The 25,140-nt window shown below is 70.4% G+C and carries 26 protein-coding genes; 19 read left to right on the top strand and 7 right to left on the bottom strand.

Going from position 1 to position 25,140, the window contains the following annotated elements; translation table 11 throughout:
- The first annotated feature begins 2 nt into the window (after positions 1-2).
- From RR49_RS12725 to RR49_RS12715, 3 genes are read left to right on the top strand one after another with little or no spacing between them, the layout of a single operon-like run.
- Positions 3-773 (top strand): lysophospholipid acyltransferase family protein, encoded by a 771-nt coding sequence (locus RR49_RS12725; RefSeq protein WP_045248459.1) that lies wholly within the window; start codon positions 3-5, stop codon positions 771-773.
- Complete coding sequence (locus RR49_RS12720) at positions 763-1,893, top strand: NAD(P)H-dependent glycerol-3-phosphate dehydrogenase (protein ID WP_045248458.1); 1,131 nt, start codon at positions 763-765, stop codon at positions 1,891-1,893. Before RR49_RS12725 ends, RR49_RS12720 begins: the two co-directional genes overlap by 11 nt.
- On the top strand, positions 1,799-2,896 hold the full coding sequence (locus tag RR49_RS12715) for a D-alanine--D-alanine ligase family protein (RefSeq protein ID WP_045248457.1): 1,098 nt from the start codon (positions 1,799-1,801) through the stop codon (positions 2,894-2,896). The genes RR49_RS12720 and RR49_RS12715 overlap by 95 nt, the downstream gene beginning before the upstream one ends.
- A gap of 3 nt (positions 2,897-2,899) precedes the next feature.
- Here RR49_RS12715 and RR49_RS12710 read toward each other — a convergent pair whose 3' ends face one another.
- Positions 2,900-3,394, bottom strand: coding sequence for a DUF3515 family protein (locus RR49_RS12710; protein WP_045248456.1), 495 nt, complete (start codon positions 3,392-3,394; stop codon positions 2,900-2,902).
- A gap of 51 nt (positions 3,395-3,445) precedes the next feature.
- On the opposite strand from RR49_RS12710, the gene thiL reads away from it, so the two are divergent.
- Positions 3,446-4,438, top strand: coding sequence for a thiamine-phosphate kinase (gene thiL / locus RR49_RS12705; RefSeq protein ID WP_045248455.1), 993 nt, complete (start codon positions 3,446-3,448; stop codon positions 4,436-4,438).
- Here thiL and RR49_RS12700 read toward each other — a convergent pair.
- The gene (locus RR49_RS12700; protein WP_045248454.1) at positions 4,435-5,016 is read right to left on the bottom strand and encodes an RsmD family RNA methyltransferase; all 582 of its coding nucleotides are present in this window, start codon (positions 5,014-5,016) and stop codon (positions 4,435-4,437) included. The two genes, thiL and RR49_RS12700, sit on opposite strands and share 4 nt — an antisense overlap.
- A 50-nt stretch (positions 5,017-5,066) precedes the next feature.
- Here RR49_RS12700 and RR49_RS12695 point away from each other — a divergent pair, with 50 nt between their 5' ends.
- The 6 genes from RR49_RS12695 to mutM all read left to right on the top strand — a co-directional run bounded on the left by RR49_RS12695 (position 5,067) and on the right by mutM (position 10,190).
- Positions 5,067-7,217 carry an ATP-dependent DNA helicase RecG gene (locus RR49_RS12695; protein ID WP_045248453.1) on the top strand — a complete coding sequence of 717 codons (2,151 nt, stop codon included), beginning with the start codon at positions 5,067-5,069 and terminating at the stop codon, positions 7,215-7,217.
- Positions 7,218-7,259: 42 nt separating this feature from the next.
- Entirely contained in the window at positions 7,260-7,757 is a 498-nt protein-coding gene (gene coaD, locus RR49_RS12690; RefSeq protein WP_045248452.1) for a pantetheine-phosphate adenylyltransferase, read from the top strand.
- A 104-nt stretch (positions 7,758-7,861) separates the two neighbouring features.
- Complete coding sequence (locus RR49_RS12685; RefSeq protein WP_045248562.1) at positions 7,862-8,359, top strand: YceD family protein; 498 nt, start codon at positions 7,862-7,864, stop codon at positions 8,357-8,359.
- A gap of 17 nt (positions 8,360-8,376) precedes the next feature.
- On the top strand, positions 8,377-8,586 hold the full coding sequence (gene rpmF / locus RR49_RS12680) for a 50S ribosomal protein L32 (RefSeq protein ID WP_045248451.1): 210 nt from the start codon (positions 8,377-8,379) through the stop codon (positions 8,584-8,586).
- 10 nt (positions 8,587-8,596) lie between these two features.
- A complete protein-coding gene (rnc, locus tag RR49_RS12675; RefSeq protein ID WP_045248450.1) occupies positions 8,597-9,289 on the top strand; it encodes a ribonuclease III in 693 nt (230 codons plus the stop codon).
- On the top strand, positions 9,282-10,190 hold the full coding sequence (gene mutM / locus RR49_RS12670; RefSeq protein WP_045248449.1) for a bifunctional DNA-formamidopyrimidine glycosylase/DNA-(apurinic or apyrimidinic site) lyase: 909 nt from the start codon (positions 9,282-9,284) through the stop codon (positions 10,188-10,190). Before rnc ends, mutM begins: the two co-directional genes overlap by 8 nt.
- A gap of 12 nt (positions 10,191-10,202) precedes the next feature.
- Here the strand turns inward: mutM and RR49_RS12665 are convergent, their stop codons facing one another.
- Entirely contained in the window at positions 10,203-11,279 is a 1,077-nt protein-coding gene (locus tag RR49_RS12665) for a GNAT family N-acetyltransferase (RefSeq protein ID WP_045248448.1), read from the bottom strand.
- An 808-nt stretch (positions 11,280-12,087) separates the two neighbouring features.
- Here RR49_RS12665 and smc point away from each other — a divergent pair.
- From smc to RR49_RS12645, 3 genes are read left to right on the top strand one after another with little or no spacing between them, the layout of a single operon-like run.
- Complete coding sequence (gene smc, locus RR49_RS12655) at positions 12,088-15,627, top strand: chromosome segregation protein SMC (protein ID WP_045248446.1); 3,540 nt, start codon at positions 12,088-12,090, stop codon at positions 15,625-15,627.
- A gap of 9 nt (positions 15,628-15,636) precedes the next feature.
- The gene (gene ftsY, locus RR49_RS12650; protein WP_045248445.1) at positions 15,637-16,509 is read left to right on the top strand and encodes a signal recognition particle-docking protein FtsY; all 873 of its coding nucleotides are present in this window, start codon (positions 15,637-15,639) and stop codon (positions 16,507-16,509) included.
- Between the two features lie 46 nt (positions 16,510-16,555).
- Complete coding sequence (locus RR49_RS12645) at positions 16,556-17,056, top strand: DUF2004 domain-containing protein (protein WP_045248444.1); 501 nt, start codon at positions 16,556-16,558, stop codon at positions 17,054-17,056.
- Positions 17,057-17,062: 6 nt separating this feature from the next.
- Here RR49_RS12645 and lipA read toward each other — a convergent pair whose 3' ends face one another.
- On the bottom strand, positions 17,063-18,061 hold the full coding sequence (gene lipA / locus RR49_RS12640; RefSeq protein ID WP_045248443.1) for a lipoyl synthase: 999 nt from the start codon (positions 18,059-18,061) through the stop codon (positions 17,063-17,065).
- Positions 18,058-18,696 carry a lipoyl(octanoyl) transferase LipB gene (lipB, locus tag RR49_RS12635; protein ID WP_045248442.1) on the bottom strand — a complete coding sequence of 213 codons (639 nt, stop codon included), beginning with the start codon at positions 18,694-18,696 and terminating at the stop codon, positions 18,058-18,060. The genes lipA and lipB overlap by 4 nt, the downstream gene beginning before the upstream one ends.
- A gap of 77 nt (positions 18,697-18,773) precedes the next feature.
- Between lipB and RR49_RS12630 the strand changes: the two genes are divergently transcribed.
- Together RR49_RS12630 and ffh are read left to right on the top strand one after the other, a co-directional pair.
- Positions 18,774-19,343, top strand: coding sequence for a TetR/AcrR family transcriptional regulator (locus RR49_RS12630; protein WP_045248441.1), 570 nt, complete (start codon positions 18,774-18,776; stop codon positions 19,341-19,343).
- Positions 19,344-19,355: 12 nt separating this feature from the next.
- Positions 19,356-20,903, top strand: coding sequence for a signal recognition particle protein (gene ffh, locus RR49_RS12625; protein WP_045248440.1), 1,548 nt, complete (start codon positions 19,356-19,358; stop codon positions 20,901-20,903).
- A gap of 11 nt (positions 20,904-20,914) precedes the next feature.
- On the opposite strand, the gene RR49_RS12620 is transcribed toward ffh, so the two are convergent.
- Positions 20,915-22,075, bottom strand: a complete 1,161-nt coding sequence (locus RR49_RS12620; protein WP_157013197.1) for a glutamate--cysteine ligase — start codon at positions 22,073-22,075, stop codon at positions 20,915-20,917.
- Between the two features lie 181 nt (positions 22,076-22,256).
- Between RR49_RS12620 and rpsP the strand changes: the two genes are divergently transcribed.
- From rpsP to trmD, 4 genes are read left to right on the top strand one after another with little or no spacing between them, the layout of a single operon-like run.
- On the top strand, positions 22,257-22,697 hold the full coding sequence (rpsP, locus tag RR49_RS12615; protein ID WP_045248439.1) for a 30S ribosomal protein S16: 441 nt from the start codon (positions 22,257-22,259) through the stop codon (positions 22,695-22,697).
- A 4-nt stretch (positions 22,698-22,701) separates the two neighbouring features.
- Positions 22,702-22,932, top strand: coding sequence for an RNA-binding protein (locus RR49_RS12610; protein WP_045248438.1), 231 nt, complete (start codon positions 22,702-22,704; stop codon positions 22,930-22,932).
- A complete protein-coding gene (gene rimM / locus RR49_RS12605; protein WP_045248437.1) occupies positions 22,932-23,594 on the top strand; it encodes a ribosome maturation factor RimM in 663 nt (220 codons plus the stop codon). The genes RR49_RS12610 and rimM overlap by 1 nt, the downstream gene beginning before the upstream one ends.
- 1 nt (position 23,595) lies before the next feature.
- A complete protein-coding gene (trmD, locus tag RR49_RS12600; protein ID WP_045248436.1) occupies positions 23,596-24,306 on the top strand; it encodes a tRNA (guanosine(37)-N1)-methyltransferase TrmD in 711 nt (236 codons plus the stop codon).
- Here the strand turns inward: trmD and map are convergent.
- A complete protein-coding gene (gene map, locus RR49_RS12595; RefSeq protein WP_045248435.1) occupies positions 24,286-25,068 on the bottom strand; it encodes a type I methionyl aminopeptidase in 783 nt (260 codons plus the stop codon). The genes trmD and map overlap by 21 nt on opposite strands.
- Positions 25,069-25,140 lie beyond the last annotated feature (72 nt).

Here is a 25,140-nt window from a genome sequence, read left to right as displayed (position 1 = left end):
CCGTGTCGACCACGTCCCGCAAGAGACGCGCATCGCCCGAGAAGTCGCGGCCCAGCGTCTGGTGGCTGCTCGCCGCGATCATCGTGCCCATCGTCGGCCTCATCGCGCGCATCGAGATCGAGGGCGAGGAGAACCTTCCGGAGGAGGGCTCCTACGTCGTCGCGCCGAACCACATGAGCGAGATCGATCCCTTGATCGTCGCAGTCGCCGTGTGGCGCATCGGACGCGCCCCGCGCTTCCTCGCCAAGGAGAGTCTGTTCCGCGTGCCGGTTCTCGGCTGGGCGTTGCGTGTCACCGGCATGGTGCCCGTCGCACGTGAGTCGACGGCCGCCGCGGCGAGTTCGACGGTGGCCTCCGCACGACGCCTCGTTGCTTCAGGTCACGGCGTGATCGTGTACCCCGAGGGAACCCTCACCCGCGACCCCGACTTGTGGCCGATGCGGGGCAAGACCGGGGCCGCGCGCCTCGCGCTCGCGGGGGACATCCCGCTGATCCCGGTCGCGCACTGGGGCTCGCAGCGCATCCTCCCGCGATACGGGAAGCTCTCGCTCTGGCCGCCGAGAAAGAGCGTGCGCATCGTGTTCGGACCGGCACTGGACCTCTCCGCTCATATCGGTCACGGCAAGGAGCAGAGCACGCTTGTAGCGGTGACGGCCGCGGTGATGCAGGGAATCACCTCGCTGGAGGAGACGCTGCGCGGTGAGAAGGCTCCGGCCGAGCGCTGGAACCCCTCCGCGCACGGCCAGAAGGAGACGGGTCGCCTTGACTCGTAGAGGCGAGCCCGAGCTCCCTCGCGTCGCCGTCATCGGCGCCGGCAGCTGGGGGACCACGTTCGGCAAGATTCTGGCCGACGGCGGGGCACAGGTCGGCATGTGGGCTCGTCGGCGCGAACTTGCCGATGAGATCACGAGGGCCAAGCGCAACAGTCAGTACCTGCCCGGCATCAATCTGCCGCGCACGATGTGGGCGTCCGATGACCTCCATGCGGTTCTCGACGGTGCCGAGCTCGTGTTCCTCTCGGTTCCCAGCCAGGCCCTCCGCCACAACCTCAAGGGTCTGCGACCCATCCTCTCCCGCACCGACCAGCCGGTCATCTCCCTCATGAAGGGTGTCGAGAAGCGCACGAATCTGCGCATGAGCGAGGTGATCGAGCAGGAGCTGCGCTGCGATCCCGACCGAATCGCCGTCGCATCGGGCCCCAATCTCGCGCTCGAGATCGCTCGTGAGCAGCCGACCGCGGCGGTCATCTCCTCGACGAGTCAGGAGACGGCGGAGCTGGTGGCCCGCCGCGCGCGCAATCACTACTTCCGCACATTCGTGAACACCGATGTGATCGGCACCGAGTTCGGTGGTGTGCTCAAGAACCTCATCGCCGTCGCGATCGGCATCGTCGACGGCGTCGGCTACGGCGAGAACACCAAGGCGTCGATCATCACGCGAGGTCTCGTCGAGATGACCGACTTCGCCGTCGCCATGGGCGCGCGCGCCGAGACACTGCAGGGGCTCGCCGGACTCGGCGACCTGATAGCCACATGTCAGTCGCCGCTGAGTCGCAACAACACGGCGGGGCGCCTGCTGGGGCAGGGCTACAGCTTCCAGGATGTCGTCAAGCAGATGCAGCAGACCGCGGAGGGCCTCGCCTCGGTGACGCCCGTGCTCACCCTCGCACGCGAGCACGACGTGCAGATGCCGATCGTGGAGCAGGTCAAGATGGTGCTCGACGGCGACCTCGATCCCCGTCAGATCGCTCCGCACCTGACCACCGACGACGACACCCCCCAAGGGGAGAGGACGCAGAATGGACAAGCCAGTCGTAGTGGTTCTGTTTGGGGGAAGATCCAGCGAGCACTCGATCAGCTCCGCAACAGCGGGGGGAGTGCTGGGAGCGATTGATCGCGACCGGTTCGCGGTGATCCCTGTCGGCATCACCCGCACGGGTGCGTTCGTGCTCGAGGACGACGATCCCGGCAAATTCGCGCTCGATCCCGCGCACCTGCCCGAGGTGGTCGACAACGGCACCCGCATTCTGTGGCCCGAGCCCGCGGGACGCCGGTCGCTGCGGGTGCGTCGCGCGGACGGCGAGATCGCGGACCTCGGCGAGGTGGATGTGATCCTGCCGATCCTCCACGGCGCGCACGGTGAGGACGGCACGATCCAGGGCTTCTTCGACACGCTCGAGATCCCCTACGCGGGCGGCGGCGTGCTCGACTCCGCGGTCTGCATGGACAAGCACTTCATGAAGGTGGCGCTCGCGGCAGCCGGGGTGCCGGTATCCCCGGGAATCACCGTGCGCGAGTCGGAGTGGCGCGCCGACCCGGGCGTGGTCGCCACACGGCTGACCGAGGCATCCTTTCCGTGGTTCGTGAAGCCCGCTCGAGCCGGCTCGAGCGTCGGTGTGTCCAAGGTGCACGGGCTCGACGAGCTCGACGCCGCCCTGCGGGTCGCGTTCGCCGAAGACGACAAGGTGCTCGTCGAGCAGGGCATCGTCGGGCGCGAGGTCGAGGTGGGGGTGCTCGAAGGGCGAGCGGATGTCGCCCCTCGCGCGTCGCTCGTCGGGGAGATCGTGCTGCGCGACCGCGAGTTCTACGACTTCGAGGGGAAGTATCTCGGCGGCGACGGCGTCGACGTGGTCTGCCCGGCTGATCTCACGGCCGAGGAGGTGTCCTCGCTCCAGGAGATGGCGCTGCGCGCGTTCGCCGCGGTCGACGGGCGTGGTCTCGCCCGGGTCGACTTCTTCTTGACCGACCATGGCCCGGTGGTCAACGAGCTCAACACGATGCCCGGATTCACACCGATCTCGATGTTCCCGAAGTGCTGGATCGCGTCGGGCCTGAGCTACGCGGACCTGATCTCGGAGCTCGTCGACACCGCTCTGGAGCGGGTCGTCCGCGCCTGAGTCTCAGGGGGTCGGCGCCGCGGTCGCTCCGCCGTGAGCGGTGCACTCGGATGTCACCGTCGTGTACGCCGAGATGAGCGGGCCGAGCGCAGTGAGGGCGTCGATGCTCGACACTCCGCCCGTGGGGTCGGTGTCGATGTAGAGCTGCACCGCGGGCACCCGCCCGAAGGTCGTGACGAGTGTGCGCGGTGCGTCGGTGTCATCGACGAGCCAGTCGACGCCGTCGACCGTGCGGCAGGGCATCGTTGTCGCGCCGGGCGGGGTCACACCGCACGTGAAGAGCACAGCGGCGGGGTCCCCCCATGCTGCGGTGGCCTGCGCGGTGGTCCACCGGCGCTCCTTGCCGACGAGGTCGGACGGCAGACGCACCGAGATGTCGGCGCAGGCTGACGCGCCGGAGTTCGGAGCGGGCTGCAGCGCGACGGTGCTGGCGCAGCCGGTGAGCACGAGGCATCCGGCCGCCGTCGCGGCGAGGAGGGCGCGCGACATCCGACTCATCCGTCCAGGCTAGCGACTCGCACCTGTCCCGCCGCCGAGTAGCGTGGGGGGATGCCGCAGCACGACGCCGATCCGACGGTCGCCGCCCTGTCGGAGGGCGAGGTGCTCGCAGCGATCCTCGCGGAGGTGGGCGCGTCGCGCGCGGAGGTCGGCCCCGGCGACGATGCCGCCGTGATCGCGGCTCCCTCGGGTCGGATGGTCGCCACTGTCGACACGCTGGTGCACGGACCCGACTTCCGGCTCGCATGGACGAGCGGGTTCGACCTGGGCTGGAAGGCGGCGGCCGTCAATCTCGCGGATGTCGCGGCGATGGGAGCGACCCCGACGGCCCTGCTCGTGGCGCTCGCGATGCCCGACCACACTCGCCTGTCGTTCGTGACCGACGTGGCCCGGGGGTTGCGTGCGGCGTGTGATGCGCTGGCGCCCGACTGCTCGGTGGAGGGCGGGGATCTGACCGTCTCCGACACGCTGACCGTGGCGGTGACCGCTCTCGGCATACCGGTGACGAAGCCGGTGACCCGTGCCGGGGCGAGGGTCGGCGACGTCGTGGCGATCGCCGGGGAGCTCGGCCGTGCGGCGGCGGGGCTCGACATCCTGTTCACCCGGTTCCGTGACGACGCCGGGCAGCCGGTTCCGGTGATGGGCGCGCGCCTCTCGCCCGAGGATCACGAGCTCGTCGTCGCGCAGCTGCGCCCCTCGCCGCCCATCGGGGCGGGGGTGATCGCCGCGCGCGCCGGAGCAACGGCGATGATGGACGTCTCCGACGGGCTCGCCCTCGATGCATCGCGACTGGCCCGCGCATCCGGCGTCACGATCGATCTGGATGCCGCGGCCCTCGGCCCGGACAGAGAGCGCGCGCTCGGCGGCGGCGAGGACCACGCGCTGCTGGCGACGTATCCCGCGGGCGCTGCGGTGCCGGCTCCGTTCCGTCCCATCGGAGTCGTGCGACCGGCCGGTGATATCGCCCTTCGGCTCGACGGCGAGCCCGTCACCCGGCCTCCCGGCTGGGATCCCTACCGCGACTGGGATTCCGCGCGGGGCTAGGCGGTGCCTGTCTCGTCGCCGTCGTCGGGTTCGATCCACCACAGGGTCGTGTCGCCGTAGCGCCGATCGCGGAACACGCGCAGGCCCGGCGGCAGGAGGGGCTCGGGGGAGCGGGCGTCCCGCTCGACGACGACGACGGCGTGCGTCGCGAGGTGCGGGACCAGCAGCGTCAGCACCCGGGTGATCTCCTGCTCGTCGACCGCGTAGGGCGGGTCGATCAGGGCGAGGTCGATGTCGTCCGAGAACCCGCGCAGGAACGCCTCGACGGCAGCGCGGTGCACGCGCACGGTCGCGGCGGGCACGGCTCGGCGTACCCGCGCGGCGTTGCGCTCGGCGACCACAGCGGCCCGCGGCGCCTTCTCGACGAGATCGGCGCGGTCGGCACCGCGACTGATCGCTTCGAGGCCGAGCGCACCGGAGCCTGCGTAGAGGTCGAGCACGCGCGCGCCACGCAGGGCGTCGGCCGACTCCAGCGCGCCGAACAGCGATTCGCGCACACGGTCGCTCGTCGGCCGCGTGCCGGCGTCGGGCACCTCGAGGGTGAGGGAGCCGGCCGCTCCCGCGATGATCCGGGTCACCGTCCCACGATAGCGACGGGCCTGTCGGCGGCCCGCCCTAGACTCGCAGCATGCCGCCGCTGCGTCTCGATTCGCCGCTCGGCGATGTGCTCGATGACAAGGTCGCGAAGGCGCTGACGAAGGCCTTCGGCATGGCCCGCGTCGGTGATCTGCTGGCGCATTACCCGCGGCGCTACGCGCTGCGGGGCGAACTGACGCCCATCGCCTCGTTGACGGTCGGTGAGCAGGTGTCGATCGTCGCGGAGATCGTTTCGGTCTCCGAGAGGCGGATGCACAACCGACGCGGCTCGCTGCTCGAGGTCGTGATCTCCGATGGCGAGGGACAGCTCTCCCTCACGTTCTTCAATCAGTCCTGGCGGATGGGTGAGCTGCGACGTGGCCGGCGGGGGATGTTCTCGGGCAAGGTGGGGGAGTTCCGCGGCGGCAAGCAGTTCGCGCACCCCGACTACCAGCTCTTCGACGATCTGGAGACCGCGGCCCAGACCGCGCAGGCGCTGGCGAGCCGTCCGATCCCGGTGTACCCGGCGACGGCCGCCGTGGCGACGTGGACGATCGCCAAGGCCGTCGAAGGGGCGCTCGACGGTCTCGGTGAGGTCGACGACCCGCTCCCCGACGACCTGCGGCGCCGTCACGCCCTGCTCCCCGCTCGCACGGCGCTCGAGCACATCCATCGGCCGTCGGTGATCGACGATGTCGCCCCCGCGCAGCAGACGCTGCGGATGCAAGAGGCCCTCGTGCTCCAAGCGGGGCTCCTTCAGCAACGAGCGGCGGTGGCGGCGTTGCACGCACGACCACGCCCCGCCGGCGAGCTGCGGGAATCCTTCGACGCCCGGCTCACCTTTGCGCTCACCGACGATCAGGCCTCGGTCGGAGAGCAGATCGCCGCAGACCTCGTCGCCGAGCGTCCGATGAACCGGCTCGTGCAGGGCGAGGTCGGGTCCGGGAAGACCCTCGTCGCGCTGCGCGCGATGCTGCAGGTCGCCGAGTCTGGCGGGCAGGCGGCGCTCATCGCGCCGACCGAGGTGCTCGCCGCCCAGCATCTGCGATCGATCGCCGCGATGCTCGGACCCGACCTGTCCGCGAAGCTCATCCCGACGCTGCTGACCGGTCAGATGCCGGCGGCCGACCGTCGCCGGGCGGCGCTGCGGGTGGCATCCGGTCAGTCGCTCATCGTCGTGGGCACGCACGCCCTGTTGAGCGCCACGACGACGTTCGCCGACCTCGCCCTCGTCGTCGTCGACGAGCAGCACCGGTTCGGGGTCGAGCAGCGCGACGCCCTGCGCGCGAAGGGCACCGCCCCGCACGTGCTCGTGCTCACCGCCACCCCGATCCCGCGCACCGTCGCGATGACGGTCTTCGGAGACCTCGACGTCTCAACGATCCGCACCCTGCCTCCCGGCCGCGCCGGCATCGAGAGCTTCGTCGCGCCGCTCGCCGAGAAGCCGAGCTGGTTCGGCCGGGTGTGGGATCGCGCTGCCGAGGAGGTCGCGGCCGGCCGCCAGGTGTTCGTCGTGTGTGCCGCGATCGACGTGGACGTCGACGAACCGGGCGACGCGCCGTCGGCGACGGATGCCGCAGCCTCGCGACCGACCTGGGGAGTCGCCCAGGTGGCGACCCTCCTGTCGCAGCTCCCGCGATTCGCTCAGGTGCGCATCGAGATCTTGCACGGGCGCATGCCGAGCGACGAGAAGGATGCCGTCATGCGCCGCGTCGCCGCGGGCGAGGTCGACCTGCTCATCGCGACGACGGTGATCGAGGTCGGGGTCGACGTGCCGAACGCGTCGACGATGATCGTGCTCGATGCCGACCGTTTCGGCGTGTCGCAGCTGCACCAGCTGCGAGGCCGGGTCGGTCGCGGTTCGGTGCCGGGTCTGTGCCTCCTCGTCACGGAGGCGGCTGTCGGCAGCCCGGCGCGCGAGCGGGTGGAGGCGGTGGCCGCCACCCTCGACGGGTTCGCCCTCGCCGAGGTCGACCTCGAGCTGCGGGGCGAGGGAGATGTGCTCGGCGCAGCGCAGTCCGGCGCGCGCAGCTCGCTGCGCCTGCTGCGGGTCGTCGCCGACGCCGATCTGATCGCGGAGGCGCGGGACGAGGCATCCGTACTGCTGGCGGACGATCCGCAGCTGACGGCGCACCCTGGTCTGCGGGATGCGATCGAGCGGCGGCTCGACGACGACACGCGCGCGGCCCTCGGCAAGAACTGACTCCGGGCCGGCTCGCGTGACGCGCCCGACTAGGCTGGCCGCGTGAGCAATCGGATCGCCGTCGTTCCCGGATCGTTCGATCCGCCCACCCTCGGTCACCTCGACGTCATCCGTCGGGCCGCCGCGCTGTACGACGAGATCCACGTGCTGGTGGTGCACAACCCCGGCAAAGAGGCAATGCTCCCCATCGCTCAGCGTTTGAGCCTCCTCGAGCAGTCGATCGCCGAGGCCGAGGTGCCGGGCAAGATCACCGTCGCGTCGTGGAGTGTCGGGCTCCTCGTCGACTACGCCACCGACGTGGGCGCGGGAGTGCTCGTCAAGGGCATCCGCTCCCAGGTGGATGTCGCCTACGAGACGCCCATGGCGATCGTGAACCGTCACCTCGCCGGTATCGAAACCGTCTTCCTCCTCCCCGACCCCTCCCATGCGCTCGTGTCGAGTTCTCTGGTGCGTCAGGTCGCGGGGCTCGGCGGCGATGTCTCGCCGTACGTTCCGGCCCCGGTCGCGCGGTTCCTCGACACCGGCGCGCGCGGCATCTGACCGGCCCCGCGCGTTCCCTGCCGGGCTAGGATTCCGGGGTGAGGAACTCCCGACCCGGCCCCTTCAGCCTGAACGTCCGCGACATCGTGCGCCGTCCCGGCGAGATGCGCGAGCACTCGATCGACGTGCCGCTCGCCGAGAAGTGGGGCGAGGGTCTCGTGGCCGTCCCGTCGGGTTCGGCCGTCGAGCTCGATGTGCGGCTGGAGTCGGTGCACGAGGGGATTCTCGCCACCGGCGACGTGCACGCCGACTACGAAGGCATCTGCGGCAGATGCCTCACCGAGATCGCCGCGCCCGTCGATGTCGAGTTCCAGGAGCTTTTCGCGTATCCTGGAGAGGAAGCGAACGACTTCGAGGTTCAAGACGACCACGTGGATCTTGAAACTGTGGTCAGGGATGCCATCGTCCTCTCGCTTCCGTTCCAGCCGGTGTGCCGGCCAGAGTGCCCCGGTCTCGACCCCGAGACCGGCGAGCTTCTGGACGAGCAGAGCGGCGCGACATCCGGTGAGGCCCTCGATCCACGCTGGGCGGCACTGGAGAAGTTCGCAGCGGAACAGAACGATGAGTCCGGCGAGTCCGGGCGGACACCCCAGAACTCCTAGAACGAAAAGGAAGACCCATGGCAGGTAACCCTCCGAAGCGCAAGGTCTCGCGCTCGAACACCCGCTCGCGCCGCGCGCAGTGGAAGGCCGAAGCGCCCGCGCTGGTCAAGACCATCGAGAACGGCAAGGTCGTCTACAGCCGCCCCCACCAGGCGAAGGTCGTCACCGACTCGCAGGGCACCGAGCTGTTCCTCGAGTACAAGGGCCGCAAGGTCGCAGACATCTGAGACCCGCTCGGTGAGCGACGTCTCCGCGGACACCTCCGCACTCCTCCGCAAGCTCGGGGTCGACATCGACCCCGAGCTTGCGGCATTGGCCCTGACGCATCGGTCGTACGCGTACGAGCACGGGCAGATCCCGCACAACGAGCGCCTCGAGTTCCTCGGCGACTCGGTGCTGGGGCAGGCCGTGACGGTGAAGCTCTATCGCGAGAATCCCGATCTCGACGAAGGGGCGCTCGCCAAGCGGCGCGCGAGCGTCGTCTCCACGGTTGCCCTGGCCGAGACCGCGAGGCGGGTCGGCATCGGCGAATATGTGCGCCTCGGCCGAGGCGAAGAGCTCACCGGCGGGCGGGACAAGGACTCCATCCTCGCGGACACGACGGAGGCGCTCATCGGCGCCACCTATCTCTCGGCGGGAGCCGACGCGGCGACCGGCCTCGTGCTGCGGCTCATCGAGCCGCTCCTGGCCGACCCCGACCGCTACGGCGCGGCGATCGACCCGAAGACGAGCCTGCAAGAGCTCGCCGCACGGCTCGGTCGCCCGGCACCGACCTACTCGGTGGCTTCCGACGGACCCGACCATGCGCGGGTGTTCACCGCGCGTGTCGCCGTCGGTGACGTCGCCGGCAGCGGGTCGGGCACGAGCAAGAAGCACGCGGAGATGGCCGCCGCCCTCGCCGCGTGGAACACGCTGTCCGGGCGTGCCTGAGCTTCCCGAGGTCGAGGTCGTGCGCGCGGGTCTCGCGCCCGCCGTCACCGGTGCCCGCGTAGTCAGCGTCACGGTGCTCGACGACCGTGCCCTGACGCGCCACCGGGGCGCGGCATCCGATTTCGAGAGCGCCCTCACCGGTCGTGTGCTCACCGGTGCGGTGCGCCGAGGCAAGTTCCTCTGGCTGCCGATCGAGACGGATGCCGCAGCCCGGGCGGTCGTCGGTCATCTCGGTATGAGCGGCCAGCTGCTGCTGCGAGCGCCCGGCGCGCCGGCGGAGCGTCACGAACGCGTGCGCATCGAGCTCGCCCACCCGCGGCACGGAGAGCTCGCGGTGGTGTTCGCCGACCAGCGCACATTCGGGTCGCTCGCGATCGACGATCTCGTGCCGACGATCGACGGCGCCGCGGGCGGATTCGGCTCGGACGTGGCGCTGGTACCGGTGCAGGCCGCGCACATCGCGCGCGATCCGCTCGACCCCGCGTTCGACGAGGCGTTGTTCCGGCGTCGGGTGGGGGCATCCGCGTCGGCCGTGAAGCGCGTACTGCTCGACCAGACGACCGTCAGTGGGATCGGCAACATCTACGCCGACGAGTCGCTGTGGGCGGCGCGCGTGCACCCCGAGACGCCGTCCCGGGCCCTAGCGACCCGCACCGTGACCCGCCTGCTCGACGAGGTGCGCGTGGTGCTCGAGCGCGCGCTCGCGGAAGGCGGCACGAGCTTCGATGCGCAATACGTGAACGTCAACGGGCAGGCCGGCTACTTCGCCCACTCGCTGCGGGCCTATGGCCGCACGGGCCAGCCGTGCCCGCGCTGCGGCACGCCGATTCTGCGGGTGAGCTTCACCAACCGGTCGAGCCACTTCTGCCCGCGGTGCCAGCGGCGCCGCGGCGCACGCTGACACCGCGTCCGGTCACTCCAGGTCCCGCCGCCACGCGCCGATGTAGGCCGCCGGCGCAAATCCGAGGGTCTCGTTGATCGAGAGCATCGGTCGGTTCTCCTCCGCATTGAAGGTGAGGAGACGGGGCGAGTCGGGCACGAGCTCCCTCCAGCGTCGCAGTCCTGCGCACTTCACGAGCATGCCGAGCCGATGTCCCCGGTGCTCCGAGAGCACGAGCGTGTCCATCTGGGAAGAGGCGAGCGTGGGATCGGTGCGGCTGGCGAGCTCGTTGAAGGCGCAGAGTCGTCCGGATGCGACATGGCGGGCGGCCGTCACGAGCACGCGCTCACCGCTATCGAGGTAGCGCTGTTCCATACGGCGCACGCGGTCCGCGTCCCACACCTCCTCGTCGACCTCCATGTCACCGACGGGCGTGTCCGTCGACATGCGCGACTTCATCCAGGCGTAGTCGAGCGTGAACTCCTCAGGCGTCGGATACTCCCACTGCACGACCTCGTAGCCGACAGCGAACTCGGCCGCCGCCTCGCCCGCGGCGACCACCACGGAGGCGTCGGCGTGCAGGTCGAACACGCTCTTGCGTTCGACCTGGCCGAGCACATAGCCGCGGCCCTCGAGGAAACGAGCGGTGTGATCACGGGGGATGCGGCCGAACCCGGTGGGTGACGCGAGGTGTTCGCCGGATGCCGCGGGGTGCTCGGCGAACGTCTGCATCACCGTGCGGCCCAGTTCGCGCGCGGTGCGTTCGGCGAGGTCGAACCCCGCCGTTCCGATGCCGCGCCCCCAGACCTCCCGCAGAAGCTCGACCAGCAGGTAGGCGGATCGGGCACCGGGGGTGTGGAAGGCGTCGACCGTCACTCGACCGATGGGAGCGCCCTCGTCGCGCACGAGCCAGACAAGGCGGGTGCGATCGGGGTCGTCCTGGTAGTGGGGGAGAAGCTCGGCAGGCGTCTGGTCCTCGTCGGCATTGCCGGAGATCTCGAGGTAGATGCGGTTGCGCACCTCGACCATGTCGATGAAGTCGGTGGCGTCCGCGTCGTCGATGCGCGCGGGGATCGTGAGCGGGACGAAGCTCACGGGAGGGGTGTCCATGGGGGATTCCTTCTGCAGGGGTGAGAGGTCGGGGGTCCGCAGAGGTCCCCCGACCGGTGCCGTCAGCGACGGATGTCAAGGAGCGCGGCGCGCTCCCACTCCGCCTCGCGGCGGCGGCGAGCGGACTCGACATCGTCGCGGAGGCGGTGCGATTCGCGCTCGGCGGTGAGACGCGACATCCGCTGACCCCAGAGGATCAGCCGGAGGCCGAGATGCATCGCCCAGCGATCGAGCAGGCCGGTATGGGGCGGGTGGGACCGCTCGATCTCGGCGTGGTGCGTGGCAGCGGGGCGCTGCGGCGCGGGGGTAACAGGGTGTTCATGGGGGTTCCTTCGAGGGGAGACTCGTCGACCGGACGGTCGACGGCGTGCGCGCCGCAGCGCGGACGAGGGGATGCCGCGGACGAAACCGTCGCAGGCGGCGAGGCGGACCCGGAGGTCGAGAGGCACCCTGGGGGCGCGGCCGTCGGTGACGGCGGGAGGGCGGCGGACGACGCGTGGCGTCGGCCGGACCTACGCGGTGCGCAGTCCGGTGCCGGCGAGTCCCATGACAGCGGGGACGGTTGCCGACACGGCGCGAGTGCGCGGGAATCCGGTGGTGTGGATGGTGATCATGGCAACCTCCTCTCGATGTCGTGGTGCGGTTGTGCACGCTATCGGCTGACGTACAGACGAGTCAAGCGCCCGGGCGTGTCGCGGCGTGTCGCGTCCCGCGGTGAGCTGGGGCATCCGCTCGCGTGGGGTGCCTGATCGGCGGCCCCGCTCCGGTACCGTGGGGGTTTACCCGAACGAGCCCGGAGGATGAACGGATGCACCTGAAGAGCCTGACGCTCAAAGGGTTCAAGTCGTTCGCCCAGCCGACGACCTTCGCGTTCGAACCGGGAGTGACGGCCATCGTCGGTCCGAACGGCTCGGGCAAGTCGAACGTCGTCGACGCGCTCGCCTGGGTGATGGGGGAGCAGGGTGCGAAGACCCTGCGCGGCGCGAAGATGGAAGACGTCATCTTCGCGGGCACATCGACGCGTGGACCCCTCGGCCGCGCAGAGGTCACACTGACCATCGACAACTCCGACGGCGCACTGCCGATCGAATACGCCGAGGTGACGATCAGTCGCACGCTGTTCCGCAACGGCACCAGCGAGTACGCGATCAACGGCGAAGGATGCCGCCTCCTCGACGTGCAGGAGCTGCTCAGCGACTCCGGGCTCGGCCGGGAGATGCACGTGATCGTCGGACAGGGGCGTCTGGACACGGTGCTGCAGGCCACGCCGGAGGATCGCCGCGGTTTCATCGAGGAGGCCGCGGGCATTCTGAAGCACCGCCGCCGCAAGGAGAAGACGCTGCGCAAGCTCGAGGCGATGGAGGCGAACCTGCTTCGCCTGTCCGACCTCGCCGGCGAGGTGCGTCGCCAGCTCAAGCCGCTCGGCCGGCAGGCCGAGATCGCGCGTGAAGCCGCCACGATCGCCGCCGTGGTGCGCGACGCGAAGGCACGGCTCTACGCTGACGAGCTCGTGCGGCTGCGGGCCGAGCTCACCCTCGCGACGCAGAACGAACAGACCCGACACGCCGAGCGGATCGCTCTGCAGGATCAGGTCGAGACCCTGCGGCTGCGGGTGCAGGCGCTCGAGGCGCAGCAGCGCTCCGAGCTGGTTGACGACGCCCGACGCACCGCGTTCGGGCTCGAACAGGTGCAGGAGCGCCTTCGCGCGCTCTACGCCCTCGCGGGCCAGCGTCTCGCCCTGCTGAGCGAGGACGACGAGGCCGGCGCCGCGGTCGCCACCGTCACGCAGGGAATGATCGACGAGGCCCGCGAGGAGGTCGACCGCATCGCGGGCGGTCGGGGTGACGCCGAGGATGCTGCGGCCGCCGCGGCGCGCGCCGTGATCCGGGCCCGCGCCGAGCTCGACGCCCTCGACGCGGACATCGCGGCGCAGAGCGCACTCGTGTCCGAGCACGACATGCGCCTCACCGCGCTACGCGGGTCGGCGGAGGCCGCCGAGTCTGCGCTCGCGGCCGTGCAAGCCGCGGTCGACCGTCAGCAGCGCGCACTCGACGCGGCCGTGCAGCGCCGGGAGGAGGCCGCCACCGTTCTCGCCGGCCTCGATCCCGATCTTGCGCCGGAGCGCTCCGCGGGCGAGTTCGCGACGGCCTACGAGCAGTCGCAGCGCCGTGCGAACGAGCTCGAGTCGGATGTCGCGGGCATCCGCGAACGCCTGCACGCCGCCGAGCGCGAAGCAGAGGCGCTGACGGCCGAGGCCGCCGCGCTCGCCCGCGCGCTCGACGTGCGAAACGGGGCCGCCGCGCTCGTCGCCGAGGGTGGGGCCGGGGTGCGGGGGCTCGTCTCCGACGCCGTGAAGGTCACCGCCGGATACGAGGCGGCGATCGCGGCCGCTCTGGGCGCGGTGGCAGAGGGCGTGCTGGTCGACTCCGCGGAGACCGGCTTCGTCGCGGCGGACGCGGTCCGCCGCAACGACGACGGCGTTGTCGACATCGTCTTCGCCGCGCCGTACACCGATGTCGATGAGCCGGTCATCCCGGATGCCGTCGCGGCCGTCTCCGTCGTGAATGCCCCGGACGGCATACAACGGCTGCTCGCCCAGGTGGTCGTGGTCGACGACCTGGAGAGCGCGCACCGTGTCGCGCGATCGCACCCGTCGATCGTCTGCGTCACACGGGCCGGGGAGCACGTGACGTCCCAGACGATCCGCGCGGGCTCCGGGGCCGGCCGTTCGCGCCTCGAGCTCGCCGCGCAGCGGGATGCCGCGGCATCCCGAGTGTCAGAGATCACCGTCGTCGCCGACTCGCTGCGCGAGGCTCTGGCCGAGCGCACCGCCGAGCTCGCCGAGATGCGCCACGCGGCACGGCGAGCGCTCGACGACCTGCGCGCGAATGACGCCGCCGTCGCCGCACACGCCGAGCAGGTCAACCGGGCGACCGTGCGACACGAGTCGGCCAGTGCGGAGTGCGACCGACTGACGACCACCCTCGGGCAGGCGCAGAGCGCCGTCGACGAAGCGGTCGATGCGGCCAAGGTGTCCCGTGACCGCCTCGACACGGCGCTCGAGGCGCCGCGGCCCATCCTCGACGCGTCCGCGCGCGACGGACTGCTCGCGACGCTCGACGGTGCGCGAGAGTCGGAGATGCAGACGCGCCTGGAGGTCGAGACGCTCAAGGAGCGTGTGCGCGCGCAGGAGGCGCGGGTCGACGCCCTCGAACGACAGCGGGAGCGCGAACGCGCCGCAGCGGAGGAATCCGCCCGGCGCACGGTGCTCCGGCGGGCGCAGCGTCAGATCGCCGCGGACGTCGCCGGTCGCCTTCCCGCCGTGCTCGACTCGGTCGATCGTTCGGTCAGTGAGGCGCGTGTCGCCCTCGCTGCCGCCGAGGCGGCGCGTACACAGGTGACCGCCGAGCTCGCCGAGCTGCGACGGCAGGAGGGGACGGCCCGGGAACGGCTGGCCGCCACGACCGAGAGCGTGCACAGCATCGAGCTGCAGATGCACGAGAAGCGTCTGCACGTCACGAGCCTGCTCGAACGCGTCGCGAGTGAGCTCGCCCTCGAGGAGGACATTCTCGTCGCGGAATACGGGCCGGAGGTCGCGATCCCGCCGGACCCCGTGCTGGTCGACTCCGAGGCGGCAGACGAGTCCGTGTCCGACGAGGATCCGGCTCCGGTGCCCTTCGACCGCGCCACGCAGCGCAAGCGGCTCGCGGAGGCCGAGCGCAAGCTCGCCCAGCTCGGCCGTGTGAATCCTCTCGCGCTCGAGGAGTTCGCCGCACTCGAGCAGCGACACGTCTTCCTCACCGAGCAGCTCGCCGACTTGACCCAGACCCGCGCCGACCTGCTCACGATCATCGGCGAGCTCGACGAGCGCATGCAGACGATCTTCCTCGCCGCGTTCGAGGACACCCGCGAAGCCTTCACCGAGGTGTTCCCGATGCTCTTCCCCGGCGGCACGGGCAGCATCTCGCTCACCCACCCCGAGGAGCCCCTCATCACGGGAATCGAGGTCTCGGTGCGGCCGGTCGGCAAGAAGGTGGAGCGGCTCTCGCTGCTTTCGGGGGGAGAGCGCTCCCTCGCGGCGGTCGCGCTGCTCGTCGCGATCTTCACCGCACGGCCAAGCCCCTTCTACATCCTCGACGAGGTCGAGGCGGCCCTCGACGACGCGAACCTCGGTCGCCTGCTCTCGGTGTTCGAGCGCCTGCGCGCCTCGAGTCAGCTCATCGTCATCACGCACCAGAAGCGGACGATGGAGATCGCGGACGCCCTGTACGGCGTCTCGATGCGGCAGGACGGCGTGTCGGCGGTCGTCGGGCAGCGCGTGCGGGAGGCGGCCACGGCGGCGCCGTAGGCTGGAGTCATGGCGGAAAGATCCTGGTCGCTGGGGCGTGCTCTGAGGGGCATGTTCGTCAAACCGGTCATCGACGAGACGACCTGGGACGACCTCGAGACGGCGCTCATCACGGCCGACTTCGGGCCCGACATCTCCGAGCGCATCGTGGACGAGCTGCGCGAGAAGGTCGACCGGTTCCGCACGACGGATCCGAAGGACCTCCAACGGATGCTGCGGGAGACCCTCGAGGAGCACTTCGCGAAGTTCGACACGACGCTGCGCCTCACCGAGCGCCCGGCGATCGTGCTGGTCGTCGGTGTGAACGGCGTGGGGAAGACCACGACGATCGGCAAGTTCGCGCACTATCTGCAGCGGTTCGACCGCTCGGTGGTGGTCGGAGCGGCCGACACGTTCCGCGCCGCGGCCGTCGAGCAGCTCGCGACGTGGGCGGAGCGCGGCGGCGCGGAGATCGTGCGGCCGCAGCAGGAGGGCCAGGATCCGGCATCGGTCGCGTTCCAGACCATCCAATATGCGAAGGACCACGACACGCAGATCGTGCTGGTCGACACCGCGGGGCGTCTGCACACCAAGGGCGGCCTGATGGACGAGCTCGGCAAGATCACGCGCGTGATCGAGAAGCTCGCACCGATCAGCGAAGTGCTCCTGGTGCTCGACGCCACGACCGGGCAGAACGGCGTCCTGCAGGCGCAGGCGTTCCTCGAGCACGCGGGAGTCACCGGGCTCGTCATCACGAAGCTCGACGGCTCGGCGAAGGGCGGCTTCGTGCTCGCCGTGCAGGAGCGCACCGGCATCCCGGTGAAGCTCCTCGGGCAGGGCGAGGGGATCGGCGATCTCACCGGCTTCACCCCGCACGTGTTCGTCGAGGCTCTCGTCGGCTGAGCGCGTCGGGCTACCGCCCGGGCAGTCCTGCTGGTTTCATGGGGACATGGCGATCGAGCACGACTTCTTCGGACTCCTCGAGTCCGGCCCCGACGGATCGATCTTCTGGTCGGAGACGGTCGAGTTCGGCGACCAGTCGGTGACGGTCGATCTCACGGCGCCCGATCAGGAGGATGTCACCACCGCGGCGCTCGACACGGCGGCGGCCCTCATCTCTGCCCTCGAGCGGGTCGACCTCATGGCCCGCAATGCGATGGTCGGCGAACTCGACGACCGCACGAGCGAGGTCACCGAGTACGTGCTGCAGCAGCAGGAACGCCTCGGCGACGAGCTGGAGGACTTCCTCGTGGATGTCTCGGGCGACGACCACATCGACATCATCCGCGCTCTCACACTCACGAGTCTCACGATCCTCGCGGACGAGCACGACGGCACCGAGCCGTTCGCGGTTCTCGAGTACGCGCTCGATCCCGAAGGCGCCGACGACGCGCTGCTCGTGAACCTCGACTCCGACGGTCAGGTCTCGTCGGTCAGTTCGGCCGACTGAGATCTGTCACACCGCCTGCGCGAAGGTGGTGTCGCCGGCTTGGATGTCGCGGGCGAGGTGCTGCAGGTCCTCAGGGATGTCGCGGCCCTTGGCGAGCATCGACTGCGCCCAGAGGCGCCCGGCCCGGTACGACGAGCGCACGAGCGGCCCCGCGAGCACGCCCAGGAACCCGATGCGCTCGGCCTCCTGCTTGAATTCGACGAACTCCTCGGGCTTCACCCAGCGCGCCACAGGGAGGTGGCGCGGGGTCGGCCGCAGGTACTGGGTGATCGTGATGATGTCGGTGCCGGCATCGTGGAGGTCCTGCAGCGCCTGTACGACTTCTGCGGGCTCCTCGCCCATGCCGAGGATCAGGTTCGACTTCGTGATGAGGCCTGCCGCGCGGGCCTGGGTCAGCACGCCCAGCGATCGCTCGTAGCGGAAGGCGGGACGGATGCGCTTGAAGATGCGCGGCACGGTCTCGACGTTGTGGGCGAACACCTCGGGGCGCGCCGCGAACACCTCGCCGAGCAGGTCGGGGTTTCCGGAGAAGTCCGTCGCGAGGATCTCGACTCCGGTGCCGGGGTTCTGCGCGTGGATCTGACGCACGGTCTCGGCGTGGAGCCATGCGCCCTCATCGGGGAGGTCGTCGCGAGCGACGCCGGTGACGGTGGCGTAGCGCAGCTGCATCCGGGTGACGCTCTCCGCCACCCGGCGCGGCTCGTCGGTGTCGTAATCGGCGGGCTTGCCGGTGTCGATCTGGCAGAAGTCGCAGCGGCGGGTGCACTGCGAGCCGCCGATGAGGAAGGTGGCCTCGCGGTCCTCCCAGCACTCGAAGATGTTGGGGCATCCCGCCTCCTGGCACACGGTGTGCAGGTCTTCGTTCTTCACGAGAGCGTGAAGCTCCCGGTACTCGGGGCCGAGCTTCGCCTTGGTCTTGATCCACTCGGGCTTGCGTTCGATGGGGGTCTCCGCGTTGCGCACCTCGAGGCGCAGCAGCTTGCGGCCCTCCGGCCCGGCGCTCACGCGACGGCCCCCGCGTACTCGCCGGCGAAGACCTCGGCGACCGACGCGATGATGTCGCGGGGCGCGACATCCTGCCCGACGACCTCGCTGACCGTGGTGACCCCCGCGTCGGTGATACCGCAGGGGATGATGCCGCCGAAGCCGCTGAGGGTGTTGTCGCAGTTGACCGCGAATCCGTGCATGGTGACGCCCTTCTCGACGCGCACGCCGATGGCGGCGACCTTGTCCTCCGACAGCGGACGGCGCACCCAGACGCCGCTGCGTCCCTCGACCTGGTAGCCGTCGACGCCGTGCCCGGCGAGTGCGGCGATGAGGAGGCGTTCGATGCGGCGCACGTGGGCGACGACGTCGACGGGCTCGCCCAGGCGCACGATCGGGTAGCCGACGAGCTGGCCGGGTCCGTGCCAGGTGATCTTGCCGCCGCGGTCGACGTCGATGACGGGCGTGCCGTCCTGCGGGCGCTCCTGCGGCTCGGTGCGCTTGCCGGCCGTGTAGACGGCCTCGTGCTCGAGCAGCAGCAGGGTGTCGTTCCGGGTACCGGCGACGACGTCGGCGTGGATGCGGCGCTGCAGTGCCCAGCCGTCGAGGTAGGGCACGTAATCGGGCGCGAGGCCCACGGTCTGGATGTCGAGCACGATGCTCCGATCATTGATTGCTGGACTGCGTCCAACAATACGCCCGCGTCGGGCGAGAGGGACCGTACGCTGAGGGCATGGCATCCGGACGACCGCGCGCGACCTCGCGCGAGACGATCTCGGATGCCGCGTGCGAGCTGTTCCTCGAACAGGGGTACGACGCGACCTCGGTCGCCGACATCACCGTGCGGGCCGGCGTCAGCCGCTCGAGCTTCTTCAACTACTTCGACTCGAAGGCGGAGGTGCTCTGGAGCGGCCTCGACGAGCGGCTGACGACGGCGGCGCAGCGCCTCGACGCGGGCGAGGGCGACGGGGATGCCGCGGTTCGGGCCGCGCTCGTCGCGATCGCCGACGGGTTCGCTCCCGACGCGCTCGCGCTCGCGCTCGTGCACGCCGAGGCGATGGGGGTCGCCGGCGAGCTCGACCGCGATGCCGCCACGCGTCAGGCCCGCCTCGGTCGGGCGATCGCGCGACGACTCGCCGCCGGCGGCCAGTCGCGGCTCGTCGCCGAGGTGCGCGCCGCGGCCTACGCCGGCGCCCTGTTCGCGGCCCTCCGGGCGTGGGCGCACGCCGGGCCCGGGACATCCGCCCTGTCTGCGCCGCTCGCCGCCGCTCTCGCCGCCGTCGACGGCACCCCGCTCGCGTAAACTTGGCGCATCATGGCGACTTTCGGCACACTCTCCGACCGGCTGACCGAGACCTTCCGGGGTCTTCGCACCAAGGGCAAGCTGACCCCGGCCGACGTCGACGGCACCGTCCGCGAGATCCGTCGGGCGCTCCTCGAGGCCGACGTGGCGTTGGTGGTGGTGAAGGAGTTCACCGCGAAGGTGCGCGAGCGGGCCCTCGGCGACGAGGTCAATCGGGCGCTCAACCCGGCGCAGCAGGTCGTGCAGATCGTCAACGAGGAGCTGGTCGCGATCCTCGGCGGCGAGCAGCGCCGACTGCAGTTCGCGAAGAACCCTCCCACCGTCATCATGCTCGCCGGACTCCAGGGCTCCGGAAAGACGACCTTCGCCGGCAAGCTCGCGAAGCTCCTCGAGAAGGAGGGCCACACCCCCCTGCTCGTGGCCGCCGACCTGCAGCGCCCCAACGCCGTCACCCAGCTCACCGTCGTCGCCGAGCGCGCCGGTGCCACGATCTTCGCCCCGGAGCCCGGCAACGGCGTCGGCGACCCCATCACGGTGGCGCGCGACGGCGTCGAGTTCGCGACGCGCCATCAGCACGACGTCGTGATCGTCGACACCGCCGGCCGCCTCGGTGTCGATGCGGAGCTCATGACGCAGGCCGCCGACATCCGCGCCGCCATCAGCCCCGACGAGGTGCTGTTCGTGATCGACGCGATGATCGGTCAGGATGCCGTCACCACCGCCCGCGCCTTCCAGGAGGGCGTGGACTTCACCGGTGTCGTGCTCTCGAAGCTCGACGGCGACGCCCGCGGCGGCGCGGCGCTGTCGGTCGCGTCGATCACCGGCCGACCGATCATCTACGCGTCCAACGGCGAGGGACTCGAGGACCTCGAGGTCTTCCACCCCGACCGTATGGCGAGCCGCATCCTCGACCTCGGTGACATCCTCACCCTCATCGAGCAGGCGCAGCAGGCCTTCGACGAGGCCGAGGCGCTGAAGGTCGCCGAGAAGCTCGCGAAGGAGCAGTTCACCCTCGAGGACTTCCTCGAGCAGATGCAGCAGCTCAAGAAGATGGGCTCGATGAAGAAGATGCTCGGGATGCTCCCGGGCATGGGCCAGATGAAGCAGCAGCTCGAGAACTTCGACGAGCGCGAGATCGACCGCACCGAGGCGATCATCCGCTCGATGACGCCGGGCGAGCGCCGCAACCCGAAGCTCCTCAACGGCTCGCGTCGGCTGCGTATCGCGCGCGGATCGGGCATGACCGTCACCGACGTCAACCAGCTCGTCAACCGTTTCGAGCAGGCGGCGAAGATGATGAAGACCGTGGCGCGCGGCGGCGTGCCCGCCATCCCGGGCATGGGTCCGGTTCCGGGTGCCCACGGCGGCGGCAAGCGGGGCAAGCAGCAGAAGGCGCGCGGATCCCGGTCGGGCAACCCGGCCAAGCGCGCGGCCGAGAACGCCGGCATCGCCACGGAGCCGGTGGTGCCCACGGGCAGCGGTTTCGGATTGGGCGGCGGCAACGCCGCGCCGAGTGAGGCCGACCTCGCCGATCTGCAGAAGCTTCTCCGGCGCTCCTGACCGCCGGCGCCTCAGGCGCGGGCGGTCGGCCAGGGGCGAGCGGGTGCTCCCGCGTGGAACTCGGCGATGAGATGGCGCACCACCGCGCGCAGGTCTCCGTCGGCGGCATCCGCGACGGCGAGCTGCCGTGACGCACTCGACCCGCGGGTGAGGATGTCGTCCACACCCCGCAGCTCGTCGGCGGCGCCCAGGTCGGCGGCGATGGGTGCCAGACGCTCGAGGGTCTCGAGGAGGTCGTCGCGCACCGGAACCTGACGGCCCTCGGTGTCGGCGATCACCCGCGCACCGAGTCCGTAGCGGGCGGCGCGCCACTTGTTCTCGCGCGTGAACCACGGCTGAAGCCGGGGGAGCGTCTCACCGGCGTCGAGGCGGCGGGAGAAGTCCTCAACCAACGCCTGCGTGAGGGCGGCGACGGCGGAGAGCTCGGCGACGGTCGACATCCCGTCGCACGCGCGCACCTCGATGGTTCCCCATCGCGGCGCCGGGCGGATGTCCCATCTCACCTCGGTGGCGTCGGCCATCACGCCGGTGCGGGTCATGTCGTCGAGGTAGGCCTCGAAGTCGCCCCAGTCGTCGATGGCCCACGGCACCCCGGCGGTCGGCAGCTGCTGGAAGACGAGAGAGCGGTTCGAGGCGTAGCCCGTGCGCTCCCCGGCCCAGAACGGGCTCGACGACGACAGCGCGAGCAGGTGCGGGAGGTAGGTGGACAGGGCGCCGACGATCGGCATGACCTTGCTGACGTCGTCGACGCCCACGTGCACGTGCACTCCCCAGATCATCATGTTGCGACCCCACCACTGCGTGCGCTCGACGAGCGAGTGGTAGCGCGTCTTGTCGGTCACCGACTGCTCGTACCACTGCGCGAAGGGGTGGCTTCCGGCCGAGAGCAGCTCGATGCCGGCCCGGTCGGTCTCGGAGCGCACCGCGCTGATGGCGTCCGTGACATCGCCGACCGCCTCGGCGACCGTGTGACCGATGCCGCTCGTCACTTCGACGGTGTTGGTGAGCAGCTCGCCGGTCACGGTGAATCGCTCCGAGGCCGTCGCGTCGGCCAACGCCTCGACGATCTCGGGGCCTGCGCCTACGAGGTCACCGGAGTCCGCGTCGGCGAGCATCAGCTCCCATTCCAGACCCACGGTGGAACGCGCTGACTCGGCGAAGGGCTGCGGCACGCGCACAGTCTGGCAGAGCGAGTCATGGCGGTTCGCGGCATCCGTCATCTTCTGGCAAAATAGACCGCTGGACCATCGCCCGACCCTCTATCCGGCGACATCCACCCCTTCGAGCTTCCGCCGGGTGTGCACCCCACGCTCCAGGCGACGTTCATTCACGTACACACCATTCAGGAGAATCGTGGCTGTCAAGATCCGTCTCAAGCGCCTGGGCAAGATCCGTGCGCCCTACTACCGCATCGTCGTCGCCGACTCGCGCACCAAGCGCGACGGTCGCGTCATCGAGGAGATCGGCAAGTACCACCCGACCGAGGAGCCCTCGCTCATCCAGGTCGACTCGGAGCGTGCGCAGTACTGGCTCAGCGTCGGCGCCCAGCCGACCGAGCAGGTGCTCGTGCTCCTCAAGCTCACCGGCGACTGGGGCCAGTTCAAGGGTGACAAGAACGCCGTCTCGACCGTGAAGGTCGCCGAGGGCAAGGCCGAGTTCGTGGCCGACACCGCCAAGAAGTCGGTCGTCAAGCCCAAGGTCGAGAAGAAGGCCGAGGAGCCCGTCGCGGAGACCGCCGACGAGGCCCCCGCCGCGGACGAGGCCGAGGCCGACGCCTCGACCACCGAGGACTGAGCCCGTGCTGGCTGCCGCGCTCGAGCACGTCGTGAAGGCGATCGTCGATCGTCCCGATGACGTACGCATCGAGGCCACCTCATCGCCGCGGGGGGATGTGCTAGATGTGCACGTCCACCCCGACGACCGTGGTCGCGTGATCGGGCGCGGCGGCCGCACAGCCAAGTCCCTGCGAACGGTCGTGGCCGCCCTGGCCGCCGGCCGGCGGGTGCGCGTCGACATCTCCGACGACTGATGTCCGCGACCCCCAGCCCCGACGCGCGGGCGCGCTCCGGCGTGCGCGCACCCCGACCCGGCAAGACCCAGCTCCGTGTCGGCCGGCTCGTGAAGGCCCATGGCCTGAAGGGCGCCCTCAAACTCGAGCTCTACACCGACGACCCCGACGGTCGCTTCGTCCCCGGTGCCGCGTTCATCCTGCAGGTGCCGGACTCCTCGGAGTGGTTCGGCAAGACCGTCACCGTGCGTGAGTTCCGGTGGATGAACTCCCACCCGGTCGTGTTCTTCGACGGCGTGGAGGACCGCACCGGCGCGGACTCCCTCGTGCGCGCCATCCTCTGGATCGACCAGGATGACGCCGCCCCCGCCGAGGACGATGCCTGGTTCGACCATCAGCTCGTCGGACTCGACGTCGTACGAGAGGGACAGAGCGTGGGGCGCGTCGTCCGCGTCGACCACCTTCCCGCGCAGGATCTCCTCATCGTCAAGGCGGGGGAGCGCGAGGTGCTCGTGCCGTTCGTGTCGGCCATCGTCCCGGAGGTCGACGTGCACGGCGGTCGTGTGGTCGTGACGCCGCCGAACGGTCTGTTCGAGGATCTCGTCGACGACGATCCCGAGCCGGCTCCGACCGCTCCCGGAACCGAGGACGACGAGACCGACGACGAGACCGACGAGCGCTGACATGCGCATCGACGTCGTCTCGATCTTCCCCTCGTTCTTCGACGTCCTCGAGGTCTCCCTTCTCGGGAAGGCGCGGGGGCGCGGCATCCTCGACGTGCGCGTGCACGATCTGCGCGATCACACCCACGATCGTCATCGCACCGTCGATGACAGTCCGTACGGGGGCGGTGCCGGGATGGTCATGAAGCCCGAACCCTGGGGCGAGGCCCTCGATGCGATCGTGGCGGATGCCGCGGCATCCCCGACTCTCATCTTCCCGTCGCCCGCGGGGGAGCGGTTCACCCAGTCGCTCGCGCGGGAGCTGTCCACCCGTGAGCACCTCGTGTTCGGATGCGGACGCTACGAGGGCATCGACGAGCGCGTCTTCGAGGAGGCGGCGCGGCTCGGCGAGGTTCGGCTCGTGAGTCTCGGCGACTATGTGCTCAACGGCGGCGAGGTCGCTGCGATGGCCATGATCGAGGCGATCGGACGACTCATTCCCGGGGTGGTCGGAAATCCCGAGAGCCTCGTCGAGGAATCGCACGAGGACGGGCTCCTCGAGTACCCGTCGTACACGAAGCCGTCGAGCTGGCGCGGCAGAGACGTGCCGCCCGTCCTCCTCAGCGGCGACCACGGGCGCATCGCCGCGTGGCGGCACGACCAGCAGGTCGAGCGCACGCGGGCGCGCCGCCCCGACTTGCTGCCGGCGGAGTCAGTCGACGCCGAGGAATGACCGGTCGGTCAGCACGATGGGGCCGTCGGAGGTGACGGCGATCGTGTGCTCGGAGTGCGCTCCCCGGGAACCGTCGGCGCTGCGCAGGGTCCAGCCGTCGGGGTCGGTGACCAGTTCGTCGGTCGTCGCGAGGAACCACGGCTCGATCGCGATCACGAGACCGTCGCGCAGCGGGTAGCCGCGGTTCGCCTTCCCGTCGTTCGGGATGTGCGGGTCGCCGTGCATGATGTGTCCGACGCCGTGTCCGCCGAAATCGGTGTTGATGCTGTAGCCCTCGCCGCGCGCCACCGCGGCGATCGCGTGGGAGATGTCGCCGACTTTGTGGCCGACGGTCGCTGCGGCGATCGCCGCGTCGAGTGCGCGCTCCGTGGTCTCGATCAGACGCAGGTCTTCGTCGCGGGCGGTGCCGACGACGAAGGAGACCGCCGAGTCCGCCACCCAGCCGTCGATGGAGACCGCGAAGTCGAGAGTCACGAGGTCGCCGTCGCGCAGGGCGTAGTCGTGGGGGAGTCCGTGCAGCACGGCATCGTTGACGGACGTGCAGATCACCTTGCCGAACGGGCTCGCCCCGAACGAGGGGTGGTAGTCGATGTAGCAGGACTCCGCCCTCGCGCGGCGGATGAGGTCGTGAGCGCGGCGGTCGATCGCGAGCAGGTTCGTGCCCACCGATGTCTCGTCGCGCAGCGTCGCGAGCGTCTCGGCGACGAACCGGCCGACGGGTCGCATCTGCTCGATCTCGGTCGGTGTGCGCAGCTCGATCATGGGTGGTGCCTCCTGTATCTGATCCATTCTCTCGGATCCCGGCTGTCGCCGCTGAGAGGAGGCTCCGCATCG

Origin of the sequence: Microbacterium ginsengisoli (assembly GCF_000956535.1) — a bacterium.
Lineage (GTDB): Bacteria > Actinomycetota > Actinomycetes > Actinomycetales > Microbacteriaceae > Microbacterium > Microbacterium ginsengisoli.
This window is presented reverse-complemented; position numbering and strand designations above follow the sequence as displayed.